A 23,375-nucleotide genomic window follows, 5' to 3' on the forward strand; every position below is an offset into this window, starting at 1 on the left:
AGAAAAGATTATGGGACGCGCAGTAGGAATTGACCTCGGTACCACCAACTCGGTCGTATCCGTACTGGAAGGTGGCGAGGCCACCGTTATCGCTAACTCGGAGGGTTCCCGCACCACCCCGTCCGTCGTGGCTTTCGCTAAGAACGGCGAAATCCTCGTCGGCCAGTCCGCTAAGAACCAGGCGGTTACCAACGTTGACCGCACCATCCGTTCCGTTAAGCGCCACATTGGTACTGACTGGACCATCGACATTGATGACAAGAAGTACACCCCGCAGGAGATTTCGGCCCGCACGCTCATGAAGCTGAAGCGCGACGCCGAGGCTTACCTGGGTGAGGACGTTACCGACGCCGTTATTACCGTCCCTGCTTACTTCGAGGACTCCCAGCGCCAGGCCACCAAGGAGGCCGGCCAGATCGCAGGCCTCAACGTCCTGCGCATTGTTAACGAGCCGACCGCCGCTGCACTGGCCTACGGCCTGGAGAAGGGCGAGCAGGAGCAGACCATCCTGGTCTTCGACCTGGGTGGCGGTACCTTCGACGTCTCCCTGCTGGAGATCGGTGACGGCGTGGTTGAGGTTATGGCTACCGCTGGTGACAACCAGCTCGGTGGTGACGACTGGGACCAGCGCATCGTCGACTGGCTCGTGGATAAGTTCAAGGCTTCCCAGGGCGTTGACCTGACCAAGGATAAGCGCGCCGTCCAGCGCCTGCGTGAGGCTGCGGAGAAGGCCAAGATTGAGCTGTCCTCCTCCCAGTCCGCCAACATCAACCTGCCGTACATCACGGTGGACGCGGAGAAGAACCCGCTCTTCCTGGATGAGACCCTGTCCCGCACCGAGTTCCAGAAGATCACCCAGGACCTGCTGGACCGCACCAAGGAGCCGTTCAACCAGGTCATCAAGGATGCTGGCCTGTCCCTGTCCCAGGTTGACCACGTGGTTCTCGTCGGTGGCTCCACCCGTATGCCGGCTGTGTCCGACCTGGTGAAGGAAATGACCGGCAAGGACCCGAACAAGGGCGTTAACCCGGACGAGGTCGTGGCAGTCGGCGCTGCTCTGCAGGCTGGCGTGCTGCGCGGTGAGGTCAAGGACGTGCTGCTTCTCGACGTCACCCCGCTCTCCCTCGGCATCGAGACCAAGGGTGGCGTGATGACCAAGCTCATCGAGCGCAACACCACCATCCCGACCAAGAAGTCCGAGACCTTCACCACGGCTGATGACAACCAGCCTTCCGTGCAGATTCAGGTCTACCAGGGCGAGCGTGAGATGGCTTCCGCCAACAAGCTGCTCGGCTCCTTCGAGCTCGGCGGCATCGCCCCGGCACCGCGCGGCGTACCGCAGATTGAGGTCACCTTCGACATCGACGCCAACGGCATCGTCTCCGTCTCTGCTAAGGACAAGGCCACCGGCAAGGAGAACACCATCAAGATTCAGGATGGTTCCGGCCTGTCCCAGGAGGAGATCGACCGCATGGTCAAGGATGCCGAGGCTCACGCCGAGGAGGACAAGAAGCGCCGCGAGGAGCAGGAGACCCGCAACCAGGCGGAATCCACCTCCTACCAGACCCGCAAGTTCATGGATGAGAACGCCGACAAGCTGCCGGAGGATCTCAAGACCCGCGTGACCGAGGCTGCCGACGCCGTCGACGAAGCCCTCAAGGGTGATGACATTGAGGCGATTAAGTCGGCCGTCGAGAAGCTTGGCACCGAGTCTCAGGAGCTGGGCAAGGTCCTGTACGAGGCACAGGCTGCTGAGGCAGGTGCCGAGGGCGCCGCTGCTGGTGAGACCGCTGGTGACCCGAACGTCGTCGACGCCGAGGTTGTCGACGAGGACGACGAGAACAAGGAGAAGTAAACCATGACCTCCCCTCAGGACCCGGGCAACCCGGCCAACACCGACCCTGAGGCAACCTCCGCTGAGGCTGCGGAGGCTGCCGCCGCCGAGGCTGCTTCTGCCGACGGTGTCGTGGATGACGCCACGACGAACACTGCTGAGGCGCAGGCTGATGCTGCCACCGCGAACACCGCTGAGGCAGAGGCCGCGGTTGAGGATGCCGCCCGCGACATCACCGAAGAAGCGGCCGCTGGTGAGGACACCGTTGCAGAGGATTCCCTGGAGGCTCAGCTGGCTGAGCGCACCGAGGACCTGCAGCGCCTCAACGCGGAGTACACCAACTACCGCCGCCGCACTGAGCGCGACCGCCAGGCCGTGATCGAGACCACCAAGGCCAAGGTCCTGGCAGACTTCCTGCCTATCCTTGATGACCTGGAGCTCGCACGCCAGCACGGTGACCTCAACGAGGGCCCGCTCAAGGCCATCGCGGACAAGCTCACGGGCGTGCTGACCAGCAACCAGCTGACCTCGTTCGGTGCCGAGGGCGATGCCTTCGACCCCGAGGTGCACGAGGCGGTTCAGGACCTGTCCACCGGTGACGAGCAGGTCATCGGCACGGTTCTGCGCCGCGGCTACACGGTGGGCGAGCGCGTCGTGCGCACCGCCATGGTGATTATCGCCGACCCCGCCGAGTCAGCCGATGCCGCTGACAGTCCGGATACCCCGGATAACGCAGAATAGGTATCGCAGGTGGCGTCAGGGCTCAGTGTTCCTTGGCGCCACTGTTCTTTTCACTACTTAGTTAGCATTTTTACTTAGCAAAAATCTTAAGACCCAACCGTTTATCGATTCTCCTGAAAGGAGGAGATGCCCAGTGAACGCTAAGCCAGAATGGGCAGACAAGGATTATTACGCGGATCTGGGGGTCTCCTCATCCGCTACCGCTGAAGAAATTAAGCACGCGTACCGCAAGCTGGCCCGCCAGAACCACCCCGACGCCAACCCGGATAACCCCGCGGCGGCGGAGAAATTCAAGCAGGTGGCCGAAGCCTATGATGTGCTGTCTGATAAAGCTACCCGCAAGGACTATGACGAGTTCAAGGCCATGATGCGCGGCGGCGGCTTTGGGCGGAGAGGAGGCGCCGGGTTTCCCGGCGGGTTTCGATCCACGCACATGGGTGGACCGGGTGCGCAAGACTTCGACCTCTCGGACATCTTCGGAGGATCCGCTCGAGGAGCGTCTCAAGGCGGCGGTCTTGGGGATATCTTCGGTGGCGTTTTCAACCGCGGCGGTGGTGCTGGCCACACAGCTCGGCCGTCGCGGGGGGCCGACGTCGAAACGCACATAACCCTCGACTTCCGCGAGGCGGCCAAGGGGACCACCATCCCGCTGCAGCTGAGCGGCGAAGCCCCCTGCACCACGTGCCACGGTTCCGGGTCCAAGACCGGCAAGCTGTCGACGTGCTCGACGTGTGATGGCACCGGGTTCACCTCGGAACAGCGCGGCTCTTTCGGTTTCTCGGCGCCGTGTACCGACTGTGGGGGCACTGGCCAGCGCGCGGAGGATCCGTGCGCGGATTGCTCTGGCACCGGAACGGTACACCGCACCCGCTCGATTACGGTGCGTATCCCTGCCGGAGTTATCGATGGCCAAAAGGTGCGCCTGGCTGGCCAGGGCGAAGCGGGGCCGAACGGCACCCCGTCCGGCGATCTCTTCGTGGCGGTTACGGTGAAGCCCGACAAGGTTTTCACCCGGGAAGGCGATGACCTACACGTCACCGTCCCCGTCTCCTTTGCGGAGCTGGCCTTGGGTGACACCATCACGGTGCCGACCCTCGATTCGCCCGTGCGCGTCAAGGTACCGGCGGGAACGCCCGACGGGCGCACGCTGCGCGTCAAGGGTCGCGGCGTGGCCAAACGTGGCGGCAAGGCCGGCGATCTCATGGTGACCGTGCAGGTCACCGTGCCTTCCACGCTGGATGCTGCGGCCTCCTCGGCGCTGCGCAGCTACGCACAGGCGGAGAAGGACTCCGGCTTCGATCCGCGTGCCGGCTGGGCCGGCAACACGGTGACGCGCTAGAAGGAGGTGTGAGATGAGCAAGGACGACACAAATCGAACCGATGCGGCCCAGCCCAAGGCGATGTACGTCATCTCTGTTGCCGCGGAACTTTCCGGCATGCACGCTCAAACATTGCGCACCTATGACCGGATGGGGCTGGTCTCCCCAGCCCGCACCTCCGGGGGTGGGCGCCGCTATTCCGAGAGCGACATCGAGCTCTTGCGCAAGATTCAGACGCTCTCGCAAGATGATGGCGTGAATCTGGCCGGCATCAAATCCATCATCGAACTGACCGCGGAGCGGGACCGCCTCGCGGCCGAGCGCGATGAGCTGCAGGCGGAGGTCGACCGCCTGCGCAGCCAAGCACGTCCATCGCGCGGCGAGCTGGTCCACGTACCACGTTCTACCTCCGTGGTGATGTGGACGCCGCGGCGCAACCGCCGCCGCGACAGCTAGGCACTTCCCCCTCCTTCAGGGAGGGGGTTCTTTTCGTTTTGAGCCAGTCGGCCTGAGGCTCCGCGCTCTCCACTTAATAAGTGCCCGAGTTGCCAAAGATCCACGGTCCAGAGCAATTGTGGGCATGATCTTTGGCAACTCGGGCACTTTTTCTGGCGGCAACCGTCCAGAAGAAAAAGCTTTCCTTGTAGAAAACGTGAGTTTGTTGAAAAATAGCGCTACACTCGCACCCAACGTTGTGCGGCCTGTCACATTTCTTGGAGAATGTGTTCGAGAACCACTGGTGAAGGCGCAACGGAAACCCTTAAGACAACGAGAAAGGTGCGATGACCATGACTTTGTACGCTAACCCCGGAACCGCAGACGCCATCGTCAACTTCCGCGAGCGCTATGACAACTACATCGGCGGCGAGTGGGTACCGCCGGTCGACGGCGAGTACATGGACAACATCACCCCGGTGACCGGTGAGGTTTTCTGCCAGGTGGCCCGCGGCAAGGAAGCCGATATCAACTTGGCCATCGATGCCGCGGAGAAGGCCTTTGAGACCTTCGGCAAGACCACCCCGGCAGAGCGCGCGCTTCTGCTGCACCGCATCGCCGACCGCATCGAGGAGAACTTGGAAAAGATCGCCGTCGCGGAGACCTGGGAGAACGGCAAGGCCGTGCGCGAGACCCTCGCCGCCGACATCCCGCTGGCGGTCGACCACTTCCGCTACTTCGCCGGCGCCATCCGCGCGCAGGAGGGCCGCCTGTCGCAGATTGACCAGGACACTGTGGCTTACCACTTCCACGAGCCGCTGGGCGTTGTGGGCCAGATTATCCCGTGGAACTTCCCGCTGCTCATGGCAGCGTGGAAGATCGCGCCGGCGCTGGCTGCGGGCAACACCATCGTGATGAAGCCCGCCGAGCAGACCCCGGCCTCCATCCTGCTGCTCATTGAGATCATTGAGGACCTTCTGCCGAAGGGCGTGCTCAACATCGTCAACGGTGTAGGTGAGGAAGCAGGCGTGGCGTTGTCCACCTCGGACCGCATCGCCAAGATTGCCTTCACCGGCTCCACCCCGGTGGGCAAAATCATTAACAAGGCCGCTGCGGACAAGGTCATTCCGGTCACCCTGGAGCTCGGTGGCAAGTCACCGTCCATCTTCTTTGCGGACATCATGGACAAGGACGATGCCTACCTGGAGAAGTGCGTCGAAGGCTTCGTCATGTTTGCGCTCAACCAGGGCGAGGTCTGCACCTGCCCGTCCCGTGCATTGATCCATGAAGACATCGCGGACAAATTCCTGGAATTGGCGGTAGAGCGCGTAAAGAAGATCAAGATTGGCCACCCGCTCGATACCGAAACCATGATGGGCGCGCAGGCTTCCCAGGAGCAGATGGACAAGATCGCCGAATACCTTGAGGTGGGCCCGAAGGAGGGTGCGGAAACGCTCGTTGGTGGTCACGTGAACAAGGTGGAAGGCTTAGAGAACGGCTACTACATCGAGCCGACCGTCTTCCGCGGCACCAATGACATGCGCATTTTCCGCGAGGAAATCTTTGGACCGGTGCTCTCCGTGGCCACGTTCAAGGACTTCGAGGAAGCCATCCAGATTGCCAACGACACCAACTTCGGCCTCGGCGCCGGTGTGTGGTCGCGCCACCAGAACACTTGCTACCGCGCCGGCCGCGAAATCCAGGCCGGCCGCGTGTGGGTCAACCACTACCACGTATACCCCGCTCACAGTGCGTTCGGTGGTTACAAGGAGTCCGGCATCGGCCGCGAGAACCACCTCATGATGCTGTCCCACTACCAGGAGACGAAGAATATGCTGGTGTCCTACTCTGAGGAGCATGCCGGCCTCTTCTAAAAGGCAGCAATTCCAATTGGCTGCCTACTAGTAGCGTTGGGCGATGACACCCAGACCCCGCAGGAATGCGGGGTCTTTCCAATAGGAGCCATGATCGCCCGGTAGCCCACTCGCGCCCGGCACTGCGTTGGCGCCGAAGGCAGGGGAGGAAGGATCCGGGCCGTGAATGCCGCCGCGCGGTCCGGTGGTGGCGGCGATCGGATCCTCGGCGTTGCGTGCGCTCCAGACCCGGCCATGCAAGTGCGCGGCGTTAGCCACGGAGGCACCCGGGCTGCCGACGAGTACGACGTCATCCGCAACATAGTCGTGCTGCGCAGCCTTGCCCGCCACCACGGAACCATAGGAGTAGCCGATTAACATGTGCTGGGCACCAGGGAAGCGTTGCCGCAGGGCGCGCTGGAAGCGAATGAGTTCGGCAGCGCCGCGGCGCGCCGGCTCCTCGTGTGCCGCGCGGGACAGCGAGGAGGGGGCAGCATAGCCAATCCACGCCACAGCAGGCCCGTGCGTGGCGTGGGCGATGGCGCGGGCGCGCTCCACTGCGGTGGGCCAGCTACCAGGCTCGGAGGAGCCGACCCCGCCCACAAACGTGCTGACTTGGGCCGCGTGCGTGCCGATACTCTCTGGGTCGACGAGCACCACCAGTCGCCCGGGGCTGGCCTCCAGCACGGTGAGGTCCGGATTAGCTGCAACCAGGGAGCGGACCTCCTCGCTGGCCATGGTCAGCTGGACCTCATGCAATTCCGCCAGGGATAGCTCGCTGAAATCCTCCAGGCGGGTCGGCGGCTCACCCAGCTCCGGGGTGCACAAGGCACTCAGCTGGCGGGCGCAGGCCCAGTCGAGGGCATCGGCCAGCGTGTCGAGGTGCCCCAGCACCGCGCTGGCGGGCTCCGCAAGAGCGGGAACCGCAGCGAGCCGAAGGGCTCGAACGCGCAGATACTCGATCCGCTCCATCAACGGCGCATAAAGACTCACGATGTGTGCTGCCACGCGCATCTGCTGCGCCGGACCCAGCAGGGCATCGGTGGCGCTGTGGAGGGTGCCGCGCGCTGCGTCCGCGGCCGCCCCAGAAATCGCTAGCGCTACCCAATGATGGTGTGACGCATCGATATAGCGGGCAAGCTCAGCGGCATAATCCTCCAAACGGTAAGCCTCCGCGCGCAATGCCGCTGCTGCGCTCATTGGGTGTCTCCCAAGAAAGAGGAAAGCTCCGCATCGACACCCTGGGCTGCACCCACGAAGCGGTCAAGCTCCTCCAACTGGGCTCGCCGCGCACCCTCGCTGAGCCTTCGTGACTCCTCCCACCGCGCGCCGAGGATCTCCAAGGCACGTGCGGTCCGGGGAGGCTTCCGCACCGAGGGCAACGCGGTGGGGGAGGAATGGTCGAGGAGGGAGCGGATCTGCTGGCGGGCACCGCGGTCAATAGCGAGATGGTTCATGGCATCGAGACTGCGTCAGCAGCCCACCCGCCGTAAAGGAGGGTAGTGCCGAATCCGCGAAATCTGTGGATAACTAGTCCAGGCTCGTCTACCGTGGGCCGCATGAAGGTAGCAGCAGTTCAATTGACCAGCACCGGGGACGTTGAAAAAAACCTCGCCGTAGCACTCGACAAGATCCGGGAAGCCGCGGATAGCGGCGCGCAGCTCATCGTCCTGCCGGAAGCTACCACCCAAAGCTTCGACTCCGGGCGCCTCGATACGAACGCGGAGGGGCTCGATGGACCCACCGCCACCGCGGTGCGCGCCCTAGCGGAAGAACTCGGCGTGTACGTGGTCCTGGGAATGTTCGCCCCGGCGGACACCGTCGAGCGCGGTGAGAAAACCATCAACCGCGTGGCCAACGTCGCGCTCATCGCCGGGCCCGGAGTCCTCAGCGGTTACGAGAAAATCCACACCTACGATGCCTTCAAATACAAGGAATCCGATACCGTCCGGCCGGGTGAATCACTCGTTACCTTCGAGGCCGGGAGCCTCACTGTGGGCGTGGCCACCTGTTATGACATCCGCTTCCCCGAGCAGTTCAAGGAACTCGCCCGCCAGGGCGCCCAGCTCATCGTCGTGCCCACCAGCTGGGCGGATGGACCGGGCAAGCTGGAACAGTGGCGCCTGCTCAGCGCAGCGCGGGCGCTCGATTCCACGACCTACATCCTGGCGGCTGGCCAGGCTCGCCCCGGCGGCGAGGCCAAGGCGGGCCAGGCCTCTGGGCCGACTGGTATCGGGCACTCTGTTCTCGTGGCACCGGACGGCACGCGTCTTGCTGAAGCCGGCTATGAGCAAGAAACCCTCTACGGTGAGGTAGACCCAGACACCGTGGCAAAGGTCCGCCAGTCCCTCCCCGTCTTGGACGCTTAATCTCTGTTTGCACGCCTAGGCTCCGATTGCACGCCTAAGCGCTCTTAGCGCTTAGGCCCACTGGGACTTCTTCCACGCCGCCCAGGCCTCCCAGTCATCGCCCCAGCCGTCGAGCTCCGCGGCGGAGGCCGCCCACTCGTGGCCACGCTGCCAACTATCCGTGGTAATCGCCTCCTCCGCAACGCCGCCCGATAGCAGGGCCGCTTGGGCTAGCTCAACGCGGTCGGCGGGGCCGATGAGCACGAAGCGGCGGTCGGTTCCCTCCGCGAGTACCGGTCCCATCGGCTCCTTGGCCGCTACGGGATCGAAGCCTGCGGCAGCTGGCTGCGCGCCGAGCAGCCACGGGTCCTGGCCATCCCGGACGATGTGGCGCAGCTTCAGCTTCGGAACCAAGGCCTGCAGGTTAGCCTGAAATTCTGTGTCATAGTGCTCACCTGGCGAAGGTGCTACGGCATAGACCTGGAGGCCGGAGGGAAGGCCGTTCGCTAGGCCGTCGAGAAGCAGCGCCCGCGCGCCCGCCCAGCCGGTACCGAAGGAAATCAATGTCGTCGTGTCATCCAGCCGCGGCGGCTCACCGGCGGGCGCGCCCAGCGTCCACCAATCGCCCGGCTGCGCTTTGGCCAGCATGGAGGAGGCCTCACCGGCCAGCGCGAGGTGGAACGTCAGCTGCCCCGAACCCTCCGGGGGTGCCGCCGGGGTCAGTGGACGCCAAGTGCCGGGCGTGAGCTGAGACGTCACCGGAACGTGCTGCCCTGCGCGGTAATCCAGCGCCACGCCCGATTCCAACCGGACCACCGCGGTGCGCCGGTTCGGCTTGTCAACAGCCACCACCTGGGCGCTGTGGGCAGGGGGAACACCATCCGAGTCCGCCTCCTGTGCGGCGGTGCGCATGATGGAGCACACCTGGGAAATGGTGCGCGTGGCGACGTCGTGCTGGTACGGGGTGAGCCCCAGAACCCCCAGCCCGTGAACAAGCGATGCCTCGAATTTCGGATAGACCTCAGGCGGGAAACCGTGGCGGCGATGATCACGGCCCATGCGTGCCAGGCGCTGAGCGACGTCCCCCTGTACCTCATCGCCCTCCACATTCTCCAGCACCCACGCCAGCGCCGGGGCCATGGAGGGGTGCGTGTCCTTCATCGACAGGGCAAAGACTTGGCGGGACTCGGCCACGGTGGCGAAAAAGTGCCTGTGTACTGCATCGCGATAGTCTTCAGCATGGTTGCGTAGGTGCTCACCCAGTTCCCTCATGCCCGCCCATCCTAGCCCCTGGGGGTAGAGCTACATCACCCTAGGGTTATATGCCAGGGGTGGAAAAGCGGGAAGGGAGTTGTAGTGTAATCAACGGATCATTTCCCGAAAGAGGGTGAGTCTCGTCTCAAGGACGCCGCCGTGGGCGGCATGGAAGGAAGTTTTCGCATGGAAGAATTCTCTGCGTTCACAATCATGACAGACGTGGGCTGGATTTCTTTGCTCATGGTTATCGGCAACGTTCTGCGCCACCAGATCAAGTTCGTGTTTCAGGATTTGCTCTTGCCTGCCCCCATCACGGCAGGTCTACTCGGCCTGCTCTTAGGCCCTAATGTCTTGGGCTGGATCGGTTTCTCCGACAATCTTGGTGATTACACCTCGCTGCTCATCGCCGTAGTCTTCGCCTCCATGGCCTACTCTATGGAGATGGGCGGCAACATGGGCAAGGGTGCCCGCAATATGTGGGGCTACTCCACCATGATGTTCACCGGCCAGTGGGGCCTGTTCATTGTTTTGGGTCTTCTCCTGTTCAAGCCGGCCTTCGACACCCCGGACTGGTTCGGCATGATGCTGCCCGTTGGCTTCACGGGTGGCTTCGGTACCGCGGCGGCTGTTGGCAGTGCCCTGGAAGGCGTGGGTGCAGATGCCGCAGCCTCCCTAGGCTTTACCTCCGCGACCGTGGGCACGCTAGCCGCCATCATCGGCGGTATCGTCGCCGGAAACTGGGGTATCCGCAAGGGTAAGGTATCCCACGTTCCGAAGGAACTCCCAGAGGAGCTGCGCCGTGGTTACATCTCGCGCCTGGAGGATCGCCCCTCGCTGGGCCGCGCTACGACGAACCCCTCCGCCATCGAGCCCATCACCCTCCACGTGGGATTCATCGCCCTGACCGTGATGACCGCCTATGGCATTAACAAAGGGATCGCCTCCGTGTGGGAGAACGTCTCCATCCCGCTGTTCGCTATGTCCATGGTCGTGGGCCTGCTCTTCCGTGCAGTGATGAACATGGTGGGCGCCAAGGATTACCTGGATAAGGACACGGTGAGCTCGGTGTCCGGTGCGGCAACCGACTACCTCATTGCCTTCGGCGTGGCCGCCATTGTGCCGGCCGCTGTGGCCGCCTACTGGCAGGCTCTTCTCCTGCTCTTCGTCTTGGGCACCATTTACTGTGCATTCTTCCTCATGTGGTTCCCCGCCGAGTTCTTCGGCGAGCGCTGGATTGAGCGCGGCATCTTCGGCTGGGGCTGGGCGACGGCGACCGTGGCCACCGGTATTGCGATTCTCAAGATCGTGGACCCGAAGCTCAAGTCCGGCACACTGTCGGAGTATGGCATGGCCTACATTGGCTTCGGCCCCTTCGAGATCTCCTGGACCATCATCGCGCCGCTGTCGGTGATGTACGGCTTTACCGCCGGCTTCGGCTGGATCTCCCTGGGTATCGCGGTGGTTATTTACCTCGTCTTCAAGTTCAGCGGCATGATGCCGCCGCGCGGCACCATCTTCAAGGAAGGCATCGGGCACGTCGGTTCATCGAAGTAGACGCTGACCTGCTAGCACGTGAAAACCCTCAGCCTTATGGCTTGAGGGTTTTCTCGTTTTAAGCAAGTCCTGAGTAGTAGTGCGAAATGAATCTCAGCTTGCATTGCTCTTGTGAGAAGAAAAAGGCTAAAATTCAGGAAGCTGTCAGCGTGGCGCTCTCGCAGCCTCTCTTTTTCTTTCCCTCAGTGTGCGCAGGCTTAGGAATCCATATGCATTTTCTTTATGAAGACTCACCTCGTGAGGTCATCCTCGAGTCTGCTCTTCACATTGGCGCCGCGCAGGGTGATGAGGCAATTACCGTGGAGTCGGTGGCGAGGCTCGCGGAGGTTACTCCCGCCGAGGTTCGCGCGGAATTCTCGGATCGTGAGCAGATCGTTGCCGCCATCCCGGACTATGCCTCCGAGCGCAAGGTCAAGTTTTTGGAGGAGACGCTCGACGCCGCTCCTGGCTACGCTGATCTGTTCACCAAGCTGACCACCTTCACGGAGGCCTATTACGAGTACGCCGAGCGTGAACCGGAGCTTTTTCGCTACCTGTGTGAGCAGAAGGGCTGCGTCTTTGAGGATGAGTGGCAGTCCCTCTTGCAGGGAAACAGATCGGGCAACCGCGCGCTGGATCTGATCTATGACAACATCGCGCTCATCGCGGACGATGCACAGCTTGAGGTCGGGCCGGACGTGTGCCCCCAGACCTTGGCAAAGTTGAGCGTTGCCAGCTGGGCCACCGTCCACGGCATGGCCCACTTGAGCGTCCTTGGCGTGCTGCGGCACCAGCATTTGGTGGTGCGGCGCTTTAACCTGCGCGAGGTGTGCAAGGCGCTCATTGGAACCCTTTTTATGACGGCCGAGACGTTGGAGCTTCCTGATCTGCGCCACCCGATGCAGGAGTACCGCGCACTGCTGAGTGGCTTCACGCCGGACCGGGACCTTTCCCTGGACATTACCGCCATCGAGGATCTGACAGAGCTTCCCGCGGAGCAGGCCCGCGCGGCCGTCGTGGAGCGCGCCATCCAGCTGGCGGCGTGGGTTGGCATGCAGTCGGTGACCATCGAGAACGTCGCCGAGTACTTCGGTGTTTCTGATGTTTTCGTCGCCTCTCTGGCGGACAATGACTTCGTTCTACGTGAAACCGTCGAGCAGGAGACCGACCGTGAACTCGTGGACGGCATCCTCTACCTCTTGGAACGGCAGCAGGAGGGGGCCTCGGCCGTCGATAAGCTCCTGTGCGTAGCGGTGGCCTATTTTCATTACGCGGTGGAGCATCCAGAGCGCTACAGCGCCTGCATCGGTGCAGCGTCTGGCTCCGTTGTCCCGCTGAGTGAGGACGGCGAGGAGCAGACCCAGATGAGCGAATCCTTCGCGCTGCTGATGCGTTTTGCCCGTGAGGCCCTGCGGGAAGCCGGCCACGAGCCGGAGGACCGTCTGGTCTACATCAAGAACTTCATCCTGTGGGCCGGTGCCGACGGCATGTGTCACCTGGCCTCGGTAGGTGAATTCCGCAACATCGACCTCGACGAGAAGTGGTCGCTCTACTACTCCGTGGCGGCCGTCGTCTTAGCATCGTTTAAGTACGGCCTTCCCCAGGAAGCGGCGGTAGCTAACCCCTAGCCCTGCCCACTGGCACCGCGGGCAATCCCTTGCAATCCGCGCCGCGCAGAAAGCCTCGCGGCGCAACGTCTGCGTGTCGTCATCGACATGCCTTGTGCAGGGACCCCCTGACTTCCCTTATTGCCAATGTAGTGCGGACCAATCCCACCCCACCGCCGAACCCCACCAAGCAGCAGCGCCAAGAACAGCGCCAAGAGTGGCGTTGCTTACCCGCCCCTGGCCTCAGTCGGGCAAAAAGACGCGCACCGTAGACTTGAGCGGACCATGCTCAACCCGGCGGGGGTGAAAGATCCTAAAAAAGTTCTAGTTGAGTGGAACAGACTCAAGTTCTGTAGCGTTATAGACAGTGAAGCTTCCTTCCCTGCTGTAGCCGCAGGGAGGTTTGGATAAATAGTAGAAACGGAGAAACACAACAATGAGTTCTTTTAACCCCACCACTAAAACTCAGGAGGCCCTGCAGCAAGCGCTGCAGACGGCCTCCGCCAACGGTAACCCGGACATCCGCCCGGCACACCTCTTAGCAGCCATCCTCGAGCAGAAGGACGGCATTGCCGCCCCGGTGCTCAAGGCCACCGGTGTGGACCCGGAGACGGTTCGCAAGGAGGCGCGCCAGCTTATCGACGCCCTCCCCAAGGCCGAGGGCGCCAACATGGCGAACCCGAACTTCAACCGCGACGCCCTCAACGTCCTCACCCGCGCCCAGGAGCTGGCCGGTGAGCTCGGCGATGAGTTCGTTTCCACCGAGGTTCTGCTCGCAGCTATTGCAGGCTCCAAGTCTGATGCTGCTGAACTGTTGACCTCCCGCGGCGCTACCTATGACGCACTCAAGGGCGCTTTCCCCTCGGTGCGCGGTGCGGCCAAGGTGACCTCGGAGAACCCCGAGGAACAGTTCCAGGCCCTGGAGAAGTACGCCACGGACCTCACCGCCCGCGCCCGCGAGGGCAAGATTGACCCGGTGATTGGCCGCGATCAGGAGATCCGCCGCGTGGTCCAGGTTCTTAGCCGCCGCACGAAGAATAACCCGGTGCTCATCGGTGAGCCCGGCGTAGGTAAGACCGCCATCGTGGAGGGCCTGGCCCGCCGCATCGTGGCCGGTGACGTACCGGAATCCCTCAAGGGCAAGACGTTGCTGAGCCTGGACCTTGGCTCCATGGTCGCCGGCGCGAAGTACCGCGGCGAGTTCGAGGAGCGCCTCAAGGCCGTCCTCGATGAAATTAAGGCTTCCGACGGGCAGATCATCACCTTCATCGATGAGCTGCACACCATCGTCGGCGCTGGCGCTACGGGCGAAGGCTCGATGGATGCTGGCAACATGATTAAGCCGATGCTGGCCCGCGGCGAGCTCCGCTTGGTCGGTGCTACCACCCTCGACGAGTACCGCAAGTACATCGAAAAGGACGCCGCCCTGGAGCGCCGCTTCCAGCAGGTCTACGCCGCCGAGCCTTCCGTGGAGGACACCATCGGTATCCTCCGTGGCCTCAAGGAGCGCTACGAGGTGCACCACGGCGTGCGCATCCAGGACTCGGCCTTGGTCTCTGCTGCGGAGCTCTCGCACCGCTACATCACCAACCGCTTCCTGCCGGATAAGGCCATCGACCTAGTCGATGAGGCTGGCTCCCGCCTGCGCATGGAGATTGACTCCTCCCCGCAGGAGATTGATGAGCTGGAGCGCGTCGTGCGCCGCCTCGAGATTGAGGAGCTGGCCCTGAAGAAGGAATCGGACGCGGCCTCGAAGGACCGTCTGACCGCCCTCCAGCAGGAGCTGGCTGATGAGCGCGAAAAGCTCGGTGAGCTCAAGGCCCGCTGGGCCAATGAGAAGAAGGCCATCGATGACGTGCAGACCATCAAGGAACAGCTGGAGGATCTGCGCCGTCAGGCAGAGATTGCGGAGCGCGATGGTGACCTAGCCCTGGCCTCCGAGATCAACTACGGCAAGATCCCGCCGCTGGAGAAGGACCTGGCCGCCGCCGAGGAGAAGGCCGCGCAGCAGCACAACACCATGCTCAGCGAGGAAGTCACCCCGGACACCATCGCGGAGGTCGTCTCCGCCTGGACCGGCATCCCGGCCGGCAAGATGCTGCAGGGAGAGACCGAGAAGCTGCTCAACATGGAAGCCGTGCTGGGACAGCGCGTGGTGGGCCAGAAGGAAGCCGTCACCGCGGTTTCCGACGCCGTGCGCCGCGCCCGCGCCGGTGTGGCTGACCCGAACCGCCCGACCGGTTCCTTCCTCTTCCTGGGCCCCACTGGCGTGGGTAAGACGGAGCTGGCGAAGGCTCTGGCGGACTTCCTCTTTGACGATGAATCCGCCATGGTACGCATCGACATGTCCGAGTTCGGTGAGAAGCACTCCGTCGCCCGCCTTGTCGGTGCCCCTCCGGGATACGTGGGCTACGATGCCGGCGGCCAGCTCACGGAGGCAGTGCGCCGCCGCCCCTACACGCTGGTGCTTTTCGACGAAGTTGAGAAGGCCCACCCGGATGTCTTCGACGTGCTGCTCCAGGTGCTCGATGAGGGCCGCCTGACCGATGGGCAGGGCCGCACCGTGGACTTCCGCAACACGGTCATCATCCTGACCTCGAACCTGGGTGCCGGCGGCACCAAGGAAGAGGTCATGGAGGCCGTCAAGCGCAGCTTCAAGCCGGAGTTCATCAACCGCCTTGATGACGTCGTGATGTTTGAGCCGCTCACCTCGGATCTGCTCTCCGGCATCGTGGACATCCAGCTCAAGGGCTTGGCCGAGCGCCTGTCCGGCCGTCGCCTGACGCTGCAGGTCTCCGACGCCGCCAAGCTGTGGTTGGCCGAGCGTGGTTATGACCCGGCCTATGGTGCCCGCCCGTTGCGCCGCCTGATCCAGCAGGCCATCGGTGACCAGCTGGCCAAGAAGTTGCTGGCCGGTGACATCGTGGACGGCGATACCGTGCACGTCGACGTGGCCGACGGTGGCGAGCACCTCGAGCTAGCTGCCCGCACCGACTAAACCGCTTCAATCGTTGAGCGCCAATGGCGCTCAACGGTCGCCAGCACCCGCTCATGCCCCTATGATCTGGGGCATGAGCATTTTGGTCTCCCCTCACGAGCTAAGTGAGAAGATTTACCGCGGTGACAAGACAACCATCCTTGCCTCCCTCTGGGCACCAGGGGAAGGCGAGGCCTTCAATCAGTTTTCCTCCCTTCACATTCCAACCGCCCAGTACGCGGACGCCGCGTCAGCCTTCGTGGGCCTGCCGGGCTCCAAGGCCGGGCGCAACCCCCTCCCAAAGCGCGAGAAGATTCAAGAGTGGATCGATCATTGGGGCCTAGATGAAGACAGCGAGGTCGTTGTTTACGACGAAGGCCGCGGCCTCTTCGCCGGCCGTGCGTGGTGGACACTGCGCTGGGCCGGCATCCGCAACGTCCGCATCCTCGACGGTGGCCTGTCCAACTGGCGCGCCCAGTCGCTGCCCACCCTCACCGGCCCCGGCAACTTGGGCATGCCCTCGGACTTTGAAGTGACGACGGGGTCGATGCCCACGGTCACCATCGATGAGGTCAAGGAACACGAGGGCCTGCTTCTCGACGTTCGCACGCGCAACCGCTTCGCCGGCCGCCGCGAGAACCTCGACTTGAAGGCCGGCCACATCCCGGGCGCGGTTAATCTTCCGGAGCGCCTCTTCCACACGAAAGACATCACCGTGTGGAAGTCCAAGGAGGAGATCCTGGAGATCCTCGACGACCACGGCGTGACCAAGGAGAACGTGGACGGCGCCATCATCTACTCCGGCTCCGGCAACCACTCCGCGCTCACCATCGCCGTGCTGGAGTACGTGGGCTTTACCGGCCTGCGCCACTTCGTGGGTGGCTGGTCGCAGTGGTCAGCCAACCCGAAGAACCCGGTGGAGCGCGGCGACCGCGAGCACGTCTAGCACCCGCACCCGCTACCCAGGTGTGCGCCCAAACCTGTGCGTGACCAGCGCGTCAGCGCGGATCGGGCGCGCCGGGCGATTAGAGTCGATCAGTGATGCCTTTCGTACTCTTATCCCTAGCCGCCGTCGCGCTCGTGGCTGGTCTCATCGTGCTCTGGCTGGACCAGCGCCAGCGCACCGCTCTCTCCGCCGGCGACCCCGCTGACAACGCCGCTGCCGATACGGCTGACAACGCGGCAGTCGACGCCAAGCCGGTTGCCTCCACCCCGGAGCCCGAGCTCACCGCAGAGCCGGAACCCGTTGCCGAGCACAACGTCGAACCTTTCGACGAACCCGTTGCTGAGCCCAACGAGCCCGAGGAGCCTGAAGAACCCGAGGAACTCACCGCAGAGCCGAACGAACTCACCGAACCGCAGGCTGCGGCGCGCAGCTTCGCGGAGCGTGCAGAGCGCGCCAAGTACTTCGTGCCGGGCAGCGCCCGCCGCGAGCGCAAGGCCTTTGGCCAGCAGCGCGGCTGGGAGTACGCCAAGCATGATTCTTACCTGGCCGATGAGTGGAGCCGCGGCGCGGCCGCCCGTGGCCAGGAGCCCCGGGACATTGTGGCCGGAAACTTCCGCAGCCACGAGACCCTCCTTTTCGATATGGGCACGATCCCGGTCATGGCCATGCGCACCGGCGCGGCCTCCGACATCGTGGTGGATTTCCGCCGGGCAGGGGAGACCGTGGACAACCCTTCTGAGGATCTCGTATACGTGCGTGAGGAGGAAGGGTTTGAAGTCTTCGCCTCCGATGCCGGCGTGGGCCAGCGTCTTATCGATCCCCGCGTCAGTGCGGCGCTACACCGCCTACCCGCCGCCGTGACCGCCGTGTGGATGGAAGGGGAGTGGGTGCTTGCCCAAACCACCAAGCACGCCCGCAGCGCGGAGTGGGAAGAGTTGCTGGAACCGCTAGCCCTGCTGGCTGATGCCGCCCGTGTCCTTCCGCCGCGCTCTGAGGCAACGCAGGTCCTGCGCGTCGATGAACTCGACCCGAGCCGCGACATCCCGCAGCCCCCGCAGCCCGAACCTACCGGGCCTACTGCAGTCCCGGACCGCGATGATTCTCTCGACGCGCCCACCATCCAGCGCCCCACCGAACCGGTTGTCATGCCGAGCCGCAGCAGCAGCGAGGCGCGCGGCACCATTGACCACTCCAGCCTGGGTGCGGATGAAGTGGATGCGATTGCCGATGGCCACGAACGCCCCACCCACGAAAACAATCAGGCCCGCCTGCCGCGCCGCTTCGACGGCGGCTCGTCCATCTTCGACTAACAGCAACTCCCAACAACCCTCGATGTGCCAGCAACCCTGGATGTGGCGGCCGCCCGCGCGGAAGAGGGTAAACTACAGGGCGGATTTTGAAGGCTAGAAAGCCACAGACTTTAAGGAGCGAGCGATGAGCCTGGATCAGCAGAAGAAGCAACGTCTAGCAGAACTGGTGAAGGAGCTGGCCGTCGTCCACGGCAAGGTCACGTTGTCCTCCGGCAAGGAGGCCGACTACTACGTGGACCTGCGCCGCGCCACCCTGCAGCATGAGGCCTCACGCCTGATCGGCTCGCTGCTGCGTGAGCTCACCGCCGACTGGGACTATGCCGCCGCTGGTGGCCTGACCATGGGAGCGGACCCGGTTGCGCTGTCCATCATGCACGCCGATGGCCGCGACATCGACGCCTTCGTCGTCCGCAAAGAAGCCAAGAAGCACGGTATGCAGCGCCAGATCGAGGGCTTCAACGTCGAGGGGCAGAAGGTGCTCGTTGTCGAGGACACCACCACGACCGGTAACTCCCCACTGACCGCCGTGAAGGCTCTGCGCAAGGCAGGTGCCGAGGTCGTCGGCGTGGCCACTGTGGTGGATCGCAACACCGACGCCGGAGCAGCCATCGCCGCCGAGGGCTTGGAATACCGTTACCTGCTGGGCCTGGAGGACCTCGACCTTGCCTAAGCCCGAGGAAGAGGCGGAGGCTAAAGGTCCCACCGAATGGAATGAGGGCCGCCACGGCGTCGGCCCCTGGGAAGGCCCGCTGCCCGAAGGCCCCGAAGCGGAGAAATACGATCCCGAGCTTCTCGCGGAGGGGGACCGCCGCAATGTCGTCGACGCCTACCGCTACTGGACGCGCGAGGCGATCCGGGAGGATATCGACACGCGCCGACATGCCCTGCACATCGCCATCGAGAACTTCGAGAACGATGCCAACATCGGCACCGTGGTGCGCACCGCCAACGCCTTTGCCGTCGACACCGTCCACATCGTTGGCCGACGCCGCTGGAACCGGCGCGGCGCCATGGTCACCGACAGGTACCAGCACCTCATGCATCACGCGGATGTGAGCGAACTGATGGCCTGGGCGGCGGACCACGACCTGACCGTCGTGGCCATTGATAACACCCCCGGGTGTGTCCCCCTAGAAACCGCGGAGCTGCCCGAGCGCTGCCTGCTCCTCTTCGGGCAGGAGGGCCCGGGGGTTAGCCCAGAGGCCCAAGATGCAGCAGTGATGACGTGCTCCATCGCGCAATTTGGGTCTACTCGGTCCATCAACGCGGGGGTGGCCGCGGGCATTGCCATGCATGCATGGATTCGGCAGCATGCGGATTTATCAAAAGCTTGGTGAGATCCCGCGCACTGTGTTTACATCTAGGTAACGAATTCACATTGTGAGAATGATGAGACAAAAGTGTTAGAGAAATGGTCCCACCGCGCCGACCTTGCGGAAACAGCCATCAATGAGCGCCACGCGCAAGCCGTGTGGGGCTTGCCCCGAACCAACCTTGCCGTGGTGAGTTGGCCACCCACCACCAAAGAATCTCTCTTTGTGCATTGGCATTATTGGTGGCAGGCGCACTACCTGGACTGTCTTGTCGACGCCGCCCTGCGCAAGAACACCAAGGCGCGCCGCACACTCATCGCCAACACCATCCGCGGCGTCCACGTGCGCAATCTCCAGCCACTGACAAAGAACCGTTACTACGACGACAAGGCCTGGATGGCCCTGGCCATCGCCCGCGCTGGCGAACTAAAGAAGATGCGCCCTCACAAGAAGCTGGGCAGCCTGCAGCACAACATCCGCGATGGCATCGATACCCAGGTGGGTGTGCTGCCGTGGCGTGAGGGTGAGACCTTCCTCAACGTCCCCTCCAACGGGCCGGGGGCCATCATGCTGGCCCGCATGGGCCGGGTCGAGGAAGCTCGCCACATCGTGGACTGGATCTATGACCACCTCATCGATGACGATGGCTTCGTCATGGACGGCATCCGCATGCGCATGGATGGGCAGGAAATCGTCCGCAACATCCACCCCTATTGCCAAGGCGTGGTGCTCGGTGCCTGCTTGGAAATCGTGCTGGCGCTGCGGGAGAAGACCGGCCTGCGCTCCGTGGAGGACATCGACTCTGTCCACGAGGCCGAACTCGCCGCAGACATGATGGACTACACCACCCGCATCCGCGGCTTGGTCCAAGCGGTAGCCACGGGCATGGCAACGTACACGGGCGTCATCGATTGGCAGACTGGCGACGGCGACGGCGGCCTGTTCAAAGGCATCCTTGCCCGTTACCTCGCGGACGTAGCGGTGCGCTTGCCGGGCGATTCTCCGGCCAACCGCGCAACCAAGAAACTGGCTGCCCGCCTCGTGACGGCCTCGGCGGAATCCGTGTGGGAACACCGCCTCGAAGTAGATGGTTTGCCCATCTTCGGCTCCGATTGGACCGCAGATGCGAAGCTGCCTCACAACTACGGTTTCGGCCCCTCATCACTGAGCCAGAAGATGGGCATTATCCGCGTGGCTGAGCGCGATTTGTCCGTTCAGTTGTCCGGTTGGATGTTGTTGGAGGCCTGCACCCGGATTGTGAAGTACAAGTCAGAATCCAAGAAATAGCAGCGTTTCCCCAGATAGGCGGGGGCTTACCGTCCCCGCGAAGCAGCGTTTAAGTGAGGTCACATCGCATCTCGCGGCGGAAAACCACAACTACAGGCATACTTGGATGTTGGAACGTGTTGTTTCGCTGGACGTGGGACGGCACGGCTTACTGCACAGCAACTCCAAAGGATGGAATTTCATGCCTATTGCAACCCCTGAGGTTTATAACCAGATGCTGGATACCGCCAAGAAGGGCGGCTTCGCATTCCCGGCAATTAACTGCACCTCCTCCGAAACCATCAACGCCGCTCTCCGCGGCTTCGCCGAGGCTGAGTCCGACGGCATCATCCAGTTCTCCACCGGCGGCGCCGAGTTCGGTTCCGGCCTGTCCGTGAAGAACAAGGTTGCCGGCGCCAAGGCACTGGCTGCCTTCGCTCACGAGGCTGCTCAGCACTACGGCATTAACGTTGCGCTGCACACCGACCACTGCCAGAAGGAAGTTCTGGATGAGTACGTGCGCCCGCTGATCGCCTTCTCCCAGGAGCGCGTTGACCGCGGCGAGCTGCCGCTCTTCCAGTCCCACATGTGGGATGGCTCCGCTATCCCGATCGATGAGAACCTCGTGATCGCACAGGAGCTCCTCGAGAAGGCCCACAACGCCAACATCATCCTTGAGGTTGAGATTGGCGTCGTCGGCGGCGAAGAGGACGGCGTTGAGGCTAAGGCCGGCGCTAACCTCTACACCTCCCCGGAGGACTTTGAGAAGACCGTCGATGCCCTCGGCACCGGTGAGAAGGGTCGCTACCTGCTGGCCGCTACCTTCGGTAACGTCCACGGCGTGTACAAGCCGGGCAACGTGAAGCTGCGCCCCGAGGTCCTCGACGAGGGCCAGAAGGTTGCCGTGAAGAAGCTTGGCCTGGAGGAAGGCTCCCAGCCCTTCGACTTCGTCTTCCACGGCGGCTCCGGCTCCGAGAAGGAAAAGATCGAGGAGGCCCTGCGCTACGGCGTCATCAAGATGAACGTTGACACCGATACCCAGTACGCCTTCACCAACCCGGTTGCACGCCACATGTTCGCTAACTACGACGGCGTCTTCAAGATCGACGGCGAGGTAGGCAACAAGAAGGTCTACGACCCGCGCTCCTACCTCAAGAAGGCTGAGCAGGGTATGGCTGACCGCGTGGTTGAGGCCTGCCAGGACCTGCACTCCGTGGGCAAGACCGTGTCCAAGTAAACCCACACCAACCGGATGCCAACAAGCCACCCCTCGCCCATGAGGGGTGGCTTTGTTCGTCCAAACCCGCCGCCAGAACGCGTAAAATACCGGAGTCATGGAAGCGCAAGAGTCATCGTCGAGTTCGTCGAGTACCGTCAAGCGTGTTCGCAAGACCACCCGCGAGCAGCTGCGGTTGGTGGATAAGTCCCTCAAGGCGCGCCTCACACGCATCCGCAACCGGCTCGTGTTCATGCTTCAGTGCACGATAGGCGCGGGTTTGGCCTTCTATGTTGCGCACGATTTCTTCGGCCACGCGCAGCCTTTCTTTGCCCCGATGGCCGTCATCATCATCCTCGGACTATCGGGCAGGGACCGGCTCAAGCGCGCCGTGGACATGGCCCTCGGCGGTGTTGTAGGAGTCTTGGTGGGCACGCTGCTTGTCGACACCCTCGGGACCGGACCCATCCACATGACCATCATCATCGGGTTGGCCCTGATTATCGCTTCTTTCTTCACTAGTTCGCAGCTGGTGAGCAATCAAATCGTCATTGCCGCCATCCTCATCGCCACCATTCTTCCCCCGGAAGAAATGGGCGGCATCTCCCGTGCCATTGACGCCATTATCGGCGCGGTCATTGGCCTCACGATGATCGTGCTGATTCCTTCCTCGCCCTTGCGCGCGGGGCGCTCGGAAGTCTCGAAGGTCTTGGGCATTACCTCCTTGGTCCTCTCCGACGTGGCCAAGGGGCTGGAAGAAAACGATCCTGAGACCATCACGGAAGCACGCGACGCGGTGCGCGGCACGCAGGATGACATCAACAACATGCTCAACGCCACCAAGGGCGGTGCGGAAACCGCACGCCTGTCACCTTTCCTGTGGAGCTCACAACGTACCGTTCGCTCCTTGGAACGCATCCTCACGCCCGTCGACAACGTAGTCCGCGGCACCCGCGTGCTTTCGCGTCGGGCGCTTGTACTCGCCGAAGACGGCGACCAAGCCACGCCCGAGCAAGTCGAGATCATCGACGAACTCGCTGAAATCACGATGGAGCTCTCCGATCTCTACACCCACCAAACAGCGCGCGAGCGTCGCGTGGATGAGGCGCATGCCATCCCGGAGATAGTCAAACGCCTACGCCAGCTGGGTGCACGCTGCTCGATGGACGTTGCCGGCGAGGAGGCAGTCCTCTCCGCTTACGCCGTACTCGCCCAGACGCGCTCCATCATCGTGGACCTACTCATGGTGTGCGGCATGTCGCGGGAGTCAGCCGTGGCACAACTCGTGCCCACCTCCAAACACCCGGCCTACCCGCCGGAGGTCTGGGAGGAAGACTAGGTCTAAAACCAAGCCTCAACCGTGCGAGAACTTGGGAATGTGTGTGCTTCTAGCCAGCTACGCAGGGAATGCGAGGAGTGG

Annotated in this window: 19 protein-coding genes; 16 read left to right on the forward strand and 3 right to left on the reverse strand. The window is 63.1% G+C overall.

Annotated features, from left to right (window positions below; translation table 11 throughout):
- The first annotated feature begins 10 nt into the window (after nt 1-10).
- From dnaK to HMPREF2526_RS03345, 5 genes are all read left to right on the forward strand, one after another.
- Nucleotides 11-1,855 (forward strand): molecular chaperone DnaK, encoded by a 1,845-nt coding sequence (dnaK, locus tag HMPREF2526_RS03325; RefSeq protein ID WP_049155042.1) that lies wholly within the window; start codon nt 11-13, stop codon nt 1,853-1,855.
- Between the two features lie 3 nt (nt 1,856-1,858).
- A complete protein-coding gene (gene grpE, locus HMPREF2526_RS03330; RefSeq protein ID WP_070545868.1) occupies nt 1,859-2,575 on the forward strand; it encodes a nucleotide exchange factor GrpE in 717 nt (238 codons plus the stop codon).
- A gap of 133 nt (nt 2,576-2,708) precedes the next feature.
- On the forward strand, nt 2,709-3,914 hold the full coding sequence (gene dnaJ, locus HMPREF2526_RS03335; RefSeq protein ID WP_070517690.1) for a molecular chaperone DnaJ: 1,206 nt from the start codon (nt 2,709-2,711) through the stop codon (nt 3,912-3,914).
- A 13-nt stretch (nt 3,915-3,927) separates the two neighbouring features.
- Complete coding sequence (locus HMPREF2526_RS03340) at nt 3,928-4,350, forward strand: heat shock protein transcriptional repressor HspR (RefSeq protein ID WP_070517689.1); 423 nt, start codon at nt 3,928-3,930, stop codon at nt 4,348-4,350.
- 332 nt (nt 4,351-4,682) lie between these two features.
- Entirely contained in the window at nt 4,683-6,203 is a 1,521-nt protein-coding gene (locus HMPREF2526_RS03345) for an acetaldehyde dehydrogenase ExaC (RefSeq protein WP_070545893.1), read from the forward strand.
- A 27-nt stretch (nt 6,204-6,230) separates the two neighbouring features.
- Here HMPREF2526_RS03345 and HMPREF2526_RS03350 read toward each other — a convergent pair whose 3' ends face one another.
- Nucleotides 6,231-7,382 carry an alpha/beta hydrolase gene (locus HMPREF2526_RS03350; protein ID WP_070545870.1) on the reverse strand — a complete coding sequence of 384 codons (1,152 nt, stop codon included), beginning with the start codon at nt 7,380-7,382 and terminating at the stop codon, nt 6,231-6,233.
- Nucleotides 7,379-7,639, reverse strand: coding sequence for a hypothetical protein (locus HMPREF2526_RS03355; RefSeq protein ID WP_070545872.1), 261 nt, complete (start codon nt 7,637-7,639; stop codon nt 7,379-7,381). The genes HMPREF2526_RS03350 and HMPREF2526_RS03355 overlap by 4 nt, the downstream gene beginning before the upstream one ends.
- A gap of 102 nt (nt 7,640-7,741) precedes the next feature.
- Here HMPREF2526_RS03355 and HMPREF2526_RS03360 point away from each other — a divergent pair, with 102 nt between their 5' ends.
- Nucleotides 7,742-8,551 carry a carbon-nitrogen hydrolase family protein gene (locus HMPREF2526_RS03360; protein ID WP_070545874.1) on the forward strand — a complete coding sequence of 270 codons (810 nt, stop codon included), beginning with the start codon at nt 7,742-7,744 and terminating at the stop codon, nt 8,549-8,551.
- A gap of 51 nt (nt 8,552-8,602) precedes the next feature.
- Here the strand turns inward: HMPREF2526_RS03360 and HMPREF2526_RS03365 are convergent, their stop codons facing one another.
- Nucleotides 8,603-9,802 (reverse strand): FAD-binding oxidoreductase, encoded by a 1,200-nt coding sequence (locus tag HMPREF2526_RS03365; RefSeq protein WP_070545876.1) that lies wholly within the window; start codon nt 9,800-9,802, stop codon nt 8,603-8,605.
- Between the two features lie 168 nt (nt 9,803-9,970).
- Here HMPREF2526_RS03365 and HMPREF2526_RS03370 point away from each other — a divergent pair, with 168 nt between their 5' ends.
- From HMPREF2526_RS03370 to HMPREF2526_RS03415, 10 genes are all read left to right on the forward strand, one after another.
- On the forward strand, nt 9,971-11,341 hold the full coding sequence (locus HMPREF2526_RS03370) for a sodium/glutamate symporter (RefSeq protein ID WP_070545877.1): 1,371 nt from the start codon (nt 9,971-9,973) through the stop codon (nt 11,339-11,341).
- A 209-nt stretch (nt 11,342-11,550) separates the two neighbouring features.
- Nucleotides 11,551-12,948, forward strand: a complete 1,398-nt coding sequence (locus HMPREF2526_RS03375) for a TetR/AcrR family transcriptional regulator (protein WP_070545879.1) — start codon at nt 11,551-11,553, stop codon at nt 12,946-12,948.
- Nucleotides 12,949-13,363: 415 nt separating this feature from the next.
- Nucleotides 13,364-15,925, forward strand: coding sequence for an ATP-dependent chaperone ClpB (gene clpB / locus HMPREF2526_RS03380; RefSeq protein ID WP_070545881.1), 2,562 nt, complete (start codon nt 13,364-13,366; stop codon nt 15,923-15,925).
- A gap of 73 nt (nt 15,926-15,998) precedes the next feature.
- Complete coding sequence (locus HMPREF2526_RS03385) at nt 15,999-16,850, forward strand: sulfurtransferase (RefSeq protein WP_046647151.1); 852 nt, start codon at nt 15,999-16,001, stop codon at nt 16,848-16,850.
- A 95-nt stretch (nt 16,851-16,945) separates the two neighbouring features.
- A complete protein-coding gene (locus HMPREF2526_RS03390) occupies nt 16,946-18,160 on the forward strand; it encodes a type III secretion system chaperone family protein (protein ID WP_046647152.1) in 1,215 nt (404 codons plus the stop codon).
- Between the two features lie 124 nt (nt 18,161-18,284).
- A complete protein-coding gene (gene pyrE, locus HMPREF2526_RS03395; protein ID WP_010188690.1) occupies nt 18,285-18,830 on the forward strand; it encodes an orotate phosphoribosyltransferase in 546 nt (181 codons plus the stop codon).
- Complete coding sequence (locus tag HMPREF2526_RS03400; protein WP_070545882.1) at nt 18,823-19,497, forward strand: TrmH family RNA methyltransferase; 675 nt, start codon at nt 18,823-18,825, stop codon at nt 19,495-19,497. The genes pyrE and HMPREF2526_RS03400 overlap by 8 nt, the downstream gene beginning before the upstream one ends.
- A gap of 63 nt (nt 19,498-19,560) precedes the next feature.
- Nucleotides 19,561-20,760, forward strand: coding sequence for a glycoside hydrolase family 76 protein (locus HMPREF2526_RS03405; protein WP_070545885.1), 1,200 nt, complete (start codon nt 19,561-19,563; stop codon nt 20,758-20,760).
- A gap of 181 nt (nt 20,761-20,941) precedes the next feature.
- On the forward strand, nt 20,942-21,976 hold the full coding sequence (fbaA, locus tag HMPREF2526_RS03410) for a class II fructose-bisphosphate aldolase (RefSeq protein ID WP_010188696.1): 1,035 nt from the start codon (nt 20,942-20,944) through the stop codon (nt 21,974-21,976).
- A gap of 97 nt (nt 21,977-22,073) precedes the next feature.
- The gene (locus tag HMPREF2526_RS03415) at nt 22,074-23,294 is read left to right on the forward strand and encodes an FUSC family protein (protein ID WP_070545887.1); all 1,221 of its coding nucleotides are present in this window, start codon (nt 22,074-22,076) and stop codon (nt 23,292-23,294) included.
- Nucleotides 23,295-23,375: the final 81 nt, after the last annotated feature.

Origin of the sequence: Corynebacterium sp. HMSC070E08 (genome assembly GCF_001808895.1) — a bacterium.
GTDB lineage: Bacteria > Actinomycetota > Actinomycetes > Mycobacteriales > Mycobacteriaceae > Corynebacterium > Corynebacterium hiratae.

Bases quoted from the DNA above. Each gene is read 5' to 3' on its own strand.
- HMPREF2526_RS03360 (WP_070545874.1), top strand. From the start codon at position 7,742: ATGAAGGTAGCAGCAGTTCAATTGACCAGCACCGGGGACGTTGAAAAA.
- HMPREF2526_RS03355 (WP_070545872.1), bottom strand. From the start codon at position 7,639: ATGAACCATCTCGCTATTGACCGCGGTGCCCGCCAGCAGATCCGCTCC.
- HMPREF2526_RS03390 (WP_046647152.1), top strand. From the start codon at position 16,946: ATGCCTTTCGTACTCTTATCCCTAGCCGCCGTCGCGCTCGTGGCTGGT.
- HMPREF2526_RS03340 (WP_070517689.1), top strand. From the start codon at position 3,928: ATGAGCAAGGACGACACAAATCGAACCGATGCGGCCCAGCCCAAGGCG.
- clpB (WP_070545881.1), top strand. From the start codon at position 13,364: ATGAGTTCTTTTAACCCCACCACTAAAACTCAGGAGGCCCTGCAGCAA.
- grpE (WP_070545868.1), top strand. From the start codon at position 1,859: ATGACCTCCCCTCAGGACCCGGGCAACCCGGCCAACACCGACCCTGAG.
- HMPREF2526_RS03385 (WP_046647151.1), top strand. From the start codon at position 15,999: ATGAGCATTTTGGTCTCCCCTCACGAGCTAAGTGAGAAGATTTACCGC.
- HMPREF2526_RS03365 (WP_070545876.1), bottom strand. From the start codon at position 9,802: ATGAGGGAACTGGGTGAGCACCTACGCAACCATGCTGAAGACTATCGC.
- HMPREF2526_RS03375 (WP_070545879.1), top strand. From the start codon at position 11,551: ATGCATTTTCTTTATGAAGACTCACCTCGTGAGGTCATCCTCGAGTCT.
- HMPREF2526_RS03350 (WP_070545870.1), bottom strand. From the start codon at position 7,382: ATGAGCGCAGCAGCGGCATTGCGCGCGGAGGCTTACCGTTTGGAGGAT.
- HMPREF2526_RS03415 (WP_070545887.1), top strand. From the start codon at position 22,074: ATGGAAGCGCAAGAGTCATCGTCGAGTTCGTCGAGTACCGTCAAGCGT.
- fbaA (WP_010188696.1), top strand. From the start codon at position 20,942: ATGCCTATTGCAACCCCTGAGGTTTATAACCAGATGCTGGATACCGCC.
- HMPREF2526_RS03370 (WP_070545877.1), top strand. From the start codon at position 9,971: ATGGAAGAATTCTCTGCGTTCACAATCATGACAGACGTGGGCTGGATT.
- pyrE (WP_010188690.1), top strand. From the start codon at position 18,285: ATGAGCCTGGATCAGCAGAAGAAGCAACGTCTAGCAGAACTGGTGAAG.
- dnaK (WP_049155042.1), top strand. From the start codon at position 11: ATGGGACGCGCAGTAGGAATTGACCTCGGTACCACCAACTCGGTCGTA.
- HMPREF2526_RS03345 (WP_070545893.1), top strand. From the start codon at position 4,683: ATGACTTTGTACGCTAACCCCGGAACCGCAGACGCCATCGTCAACTTC.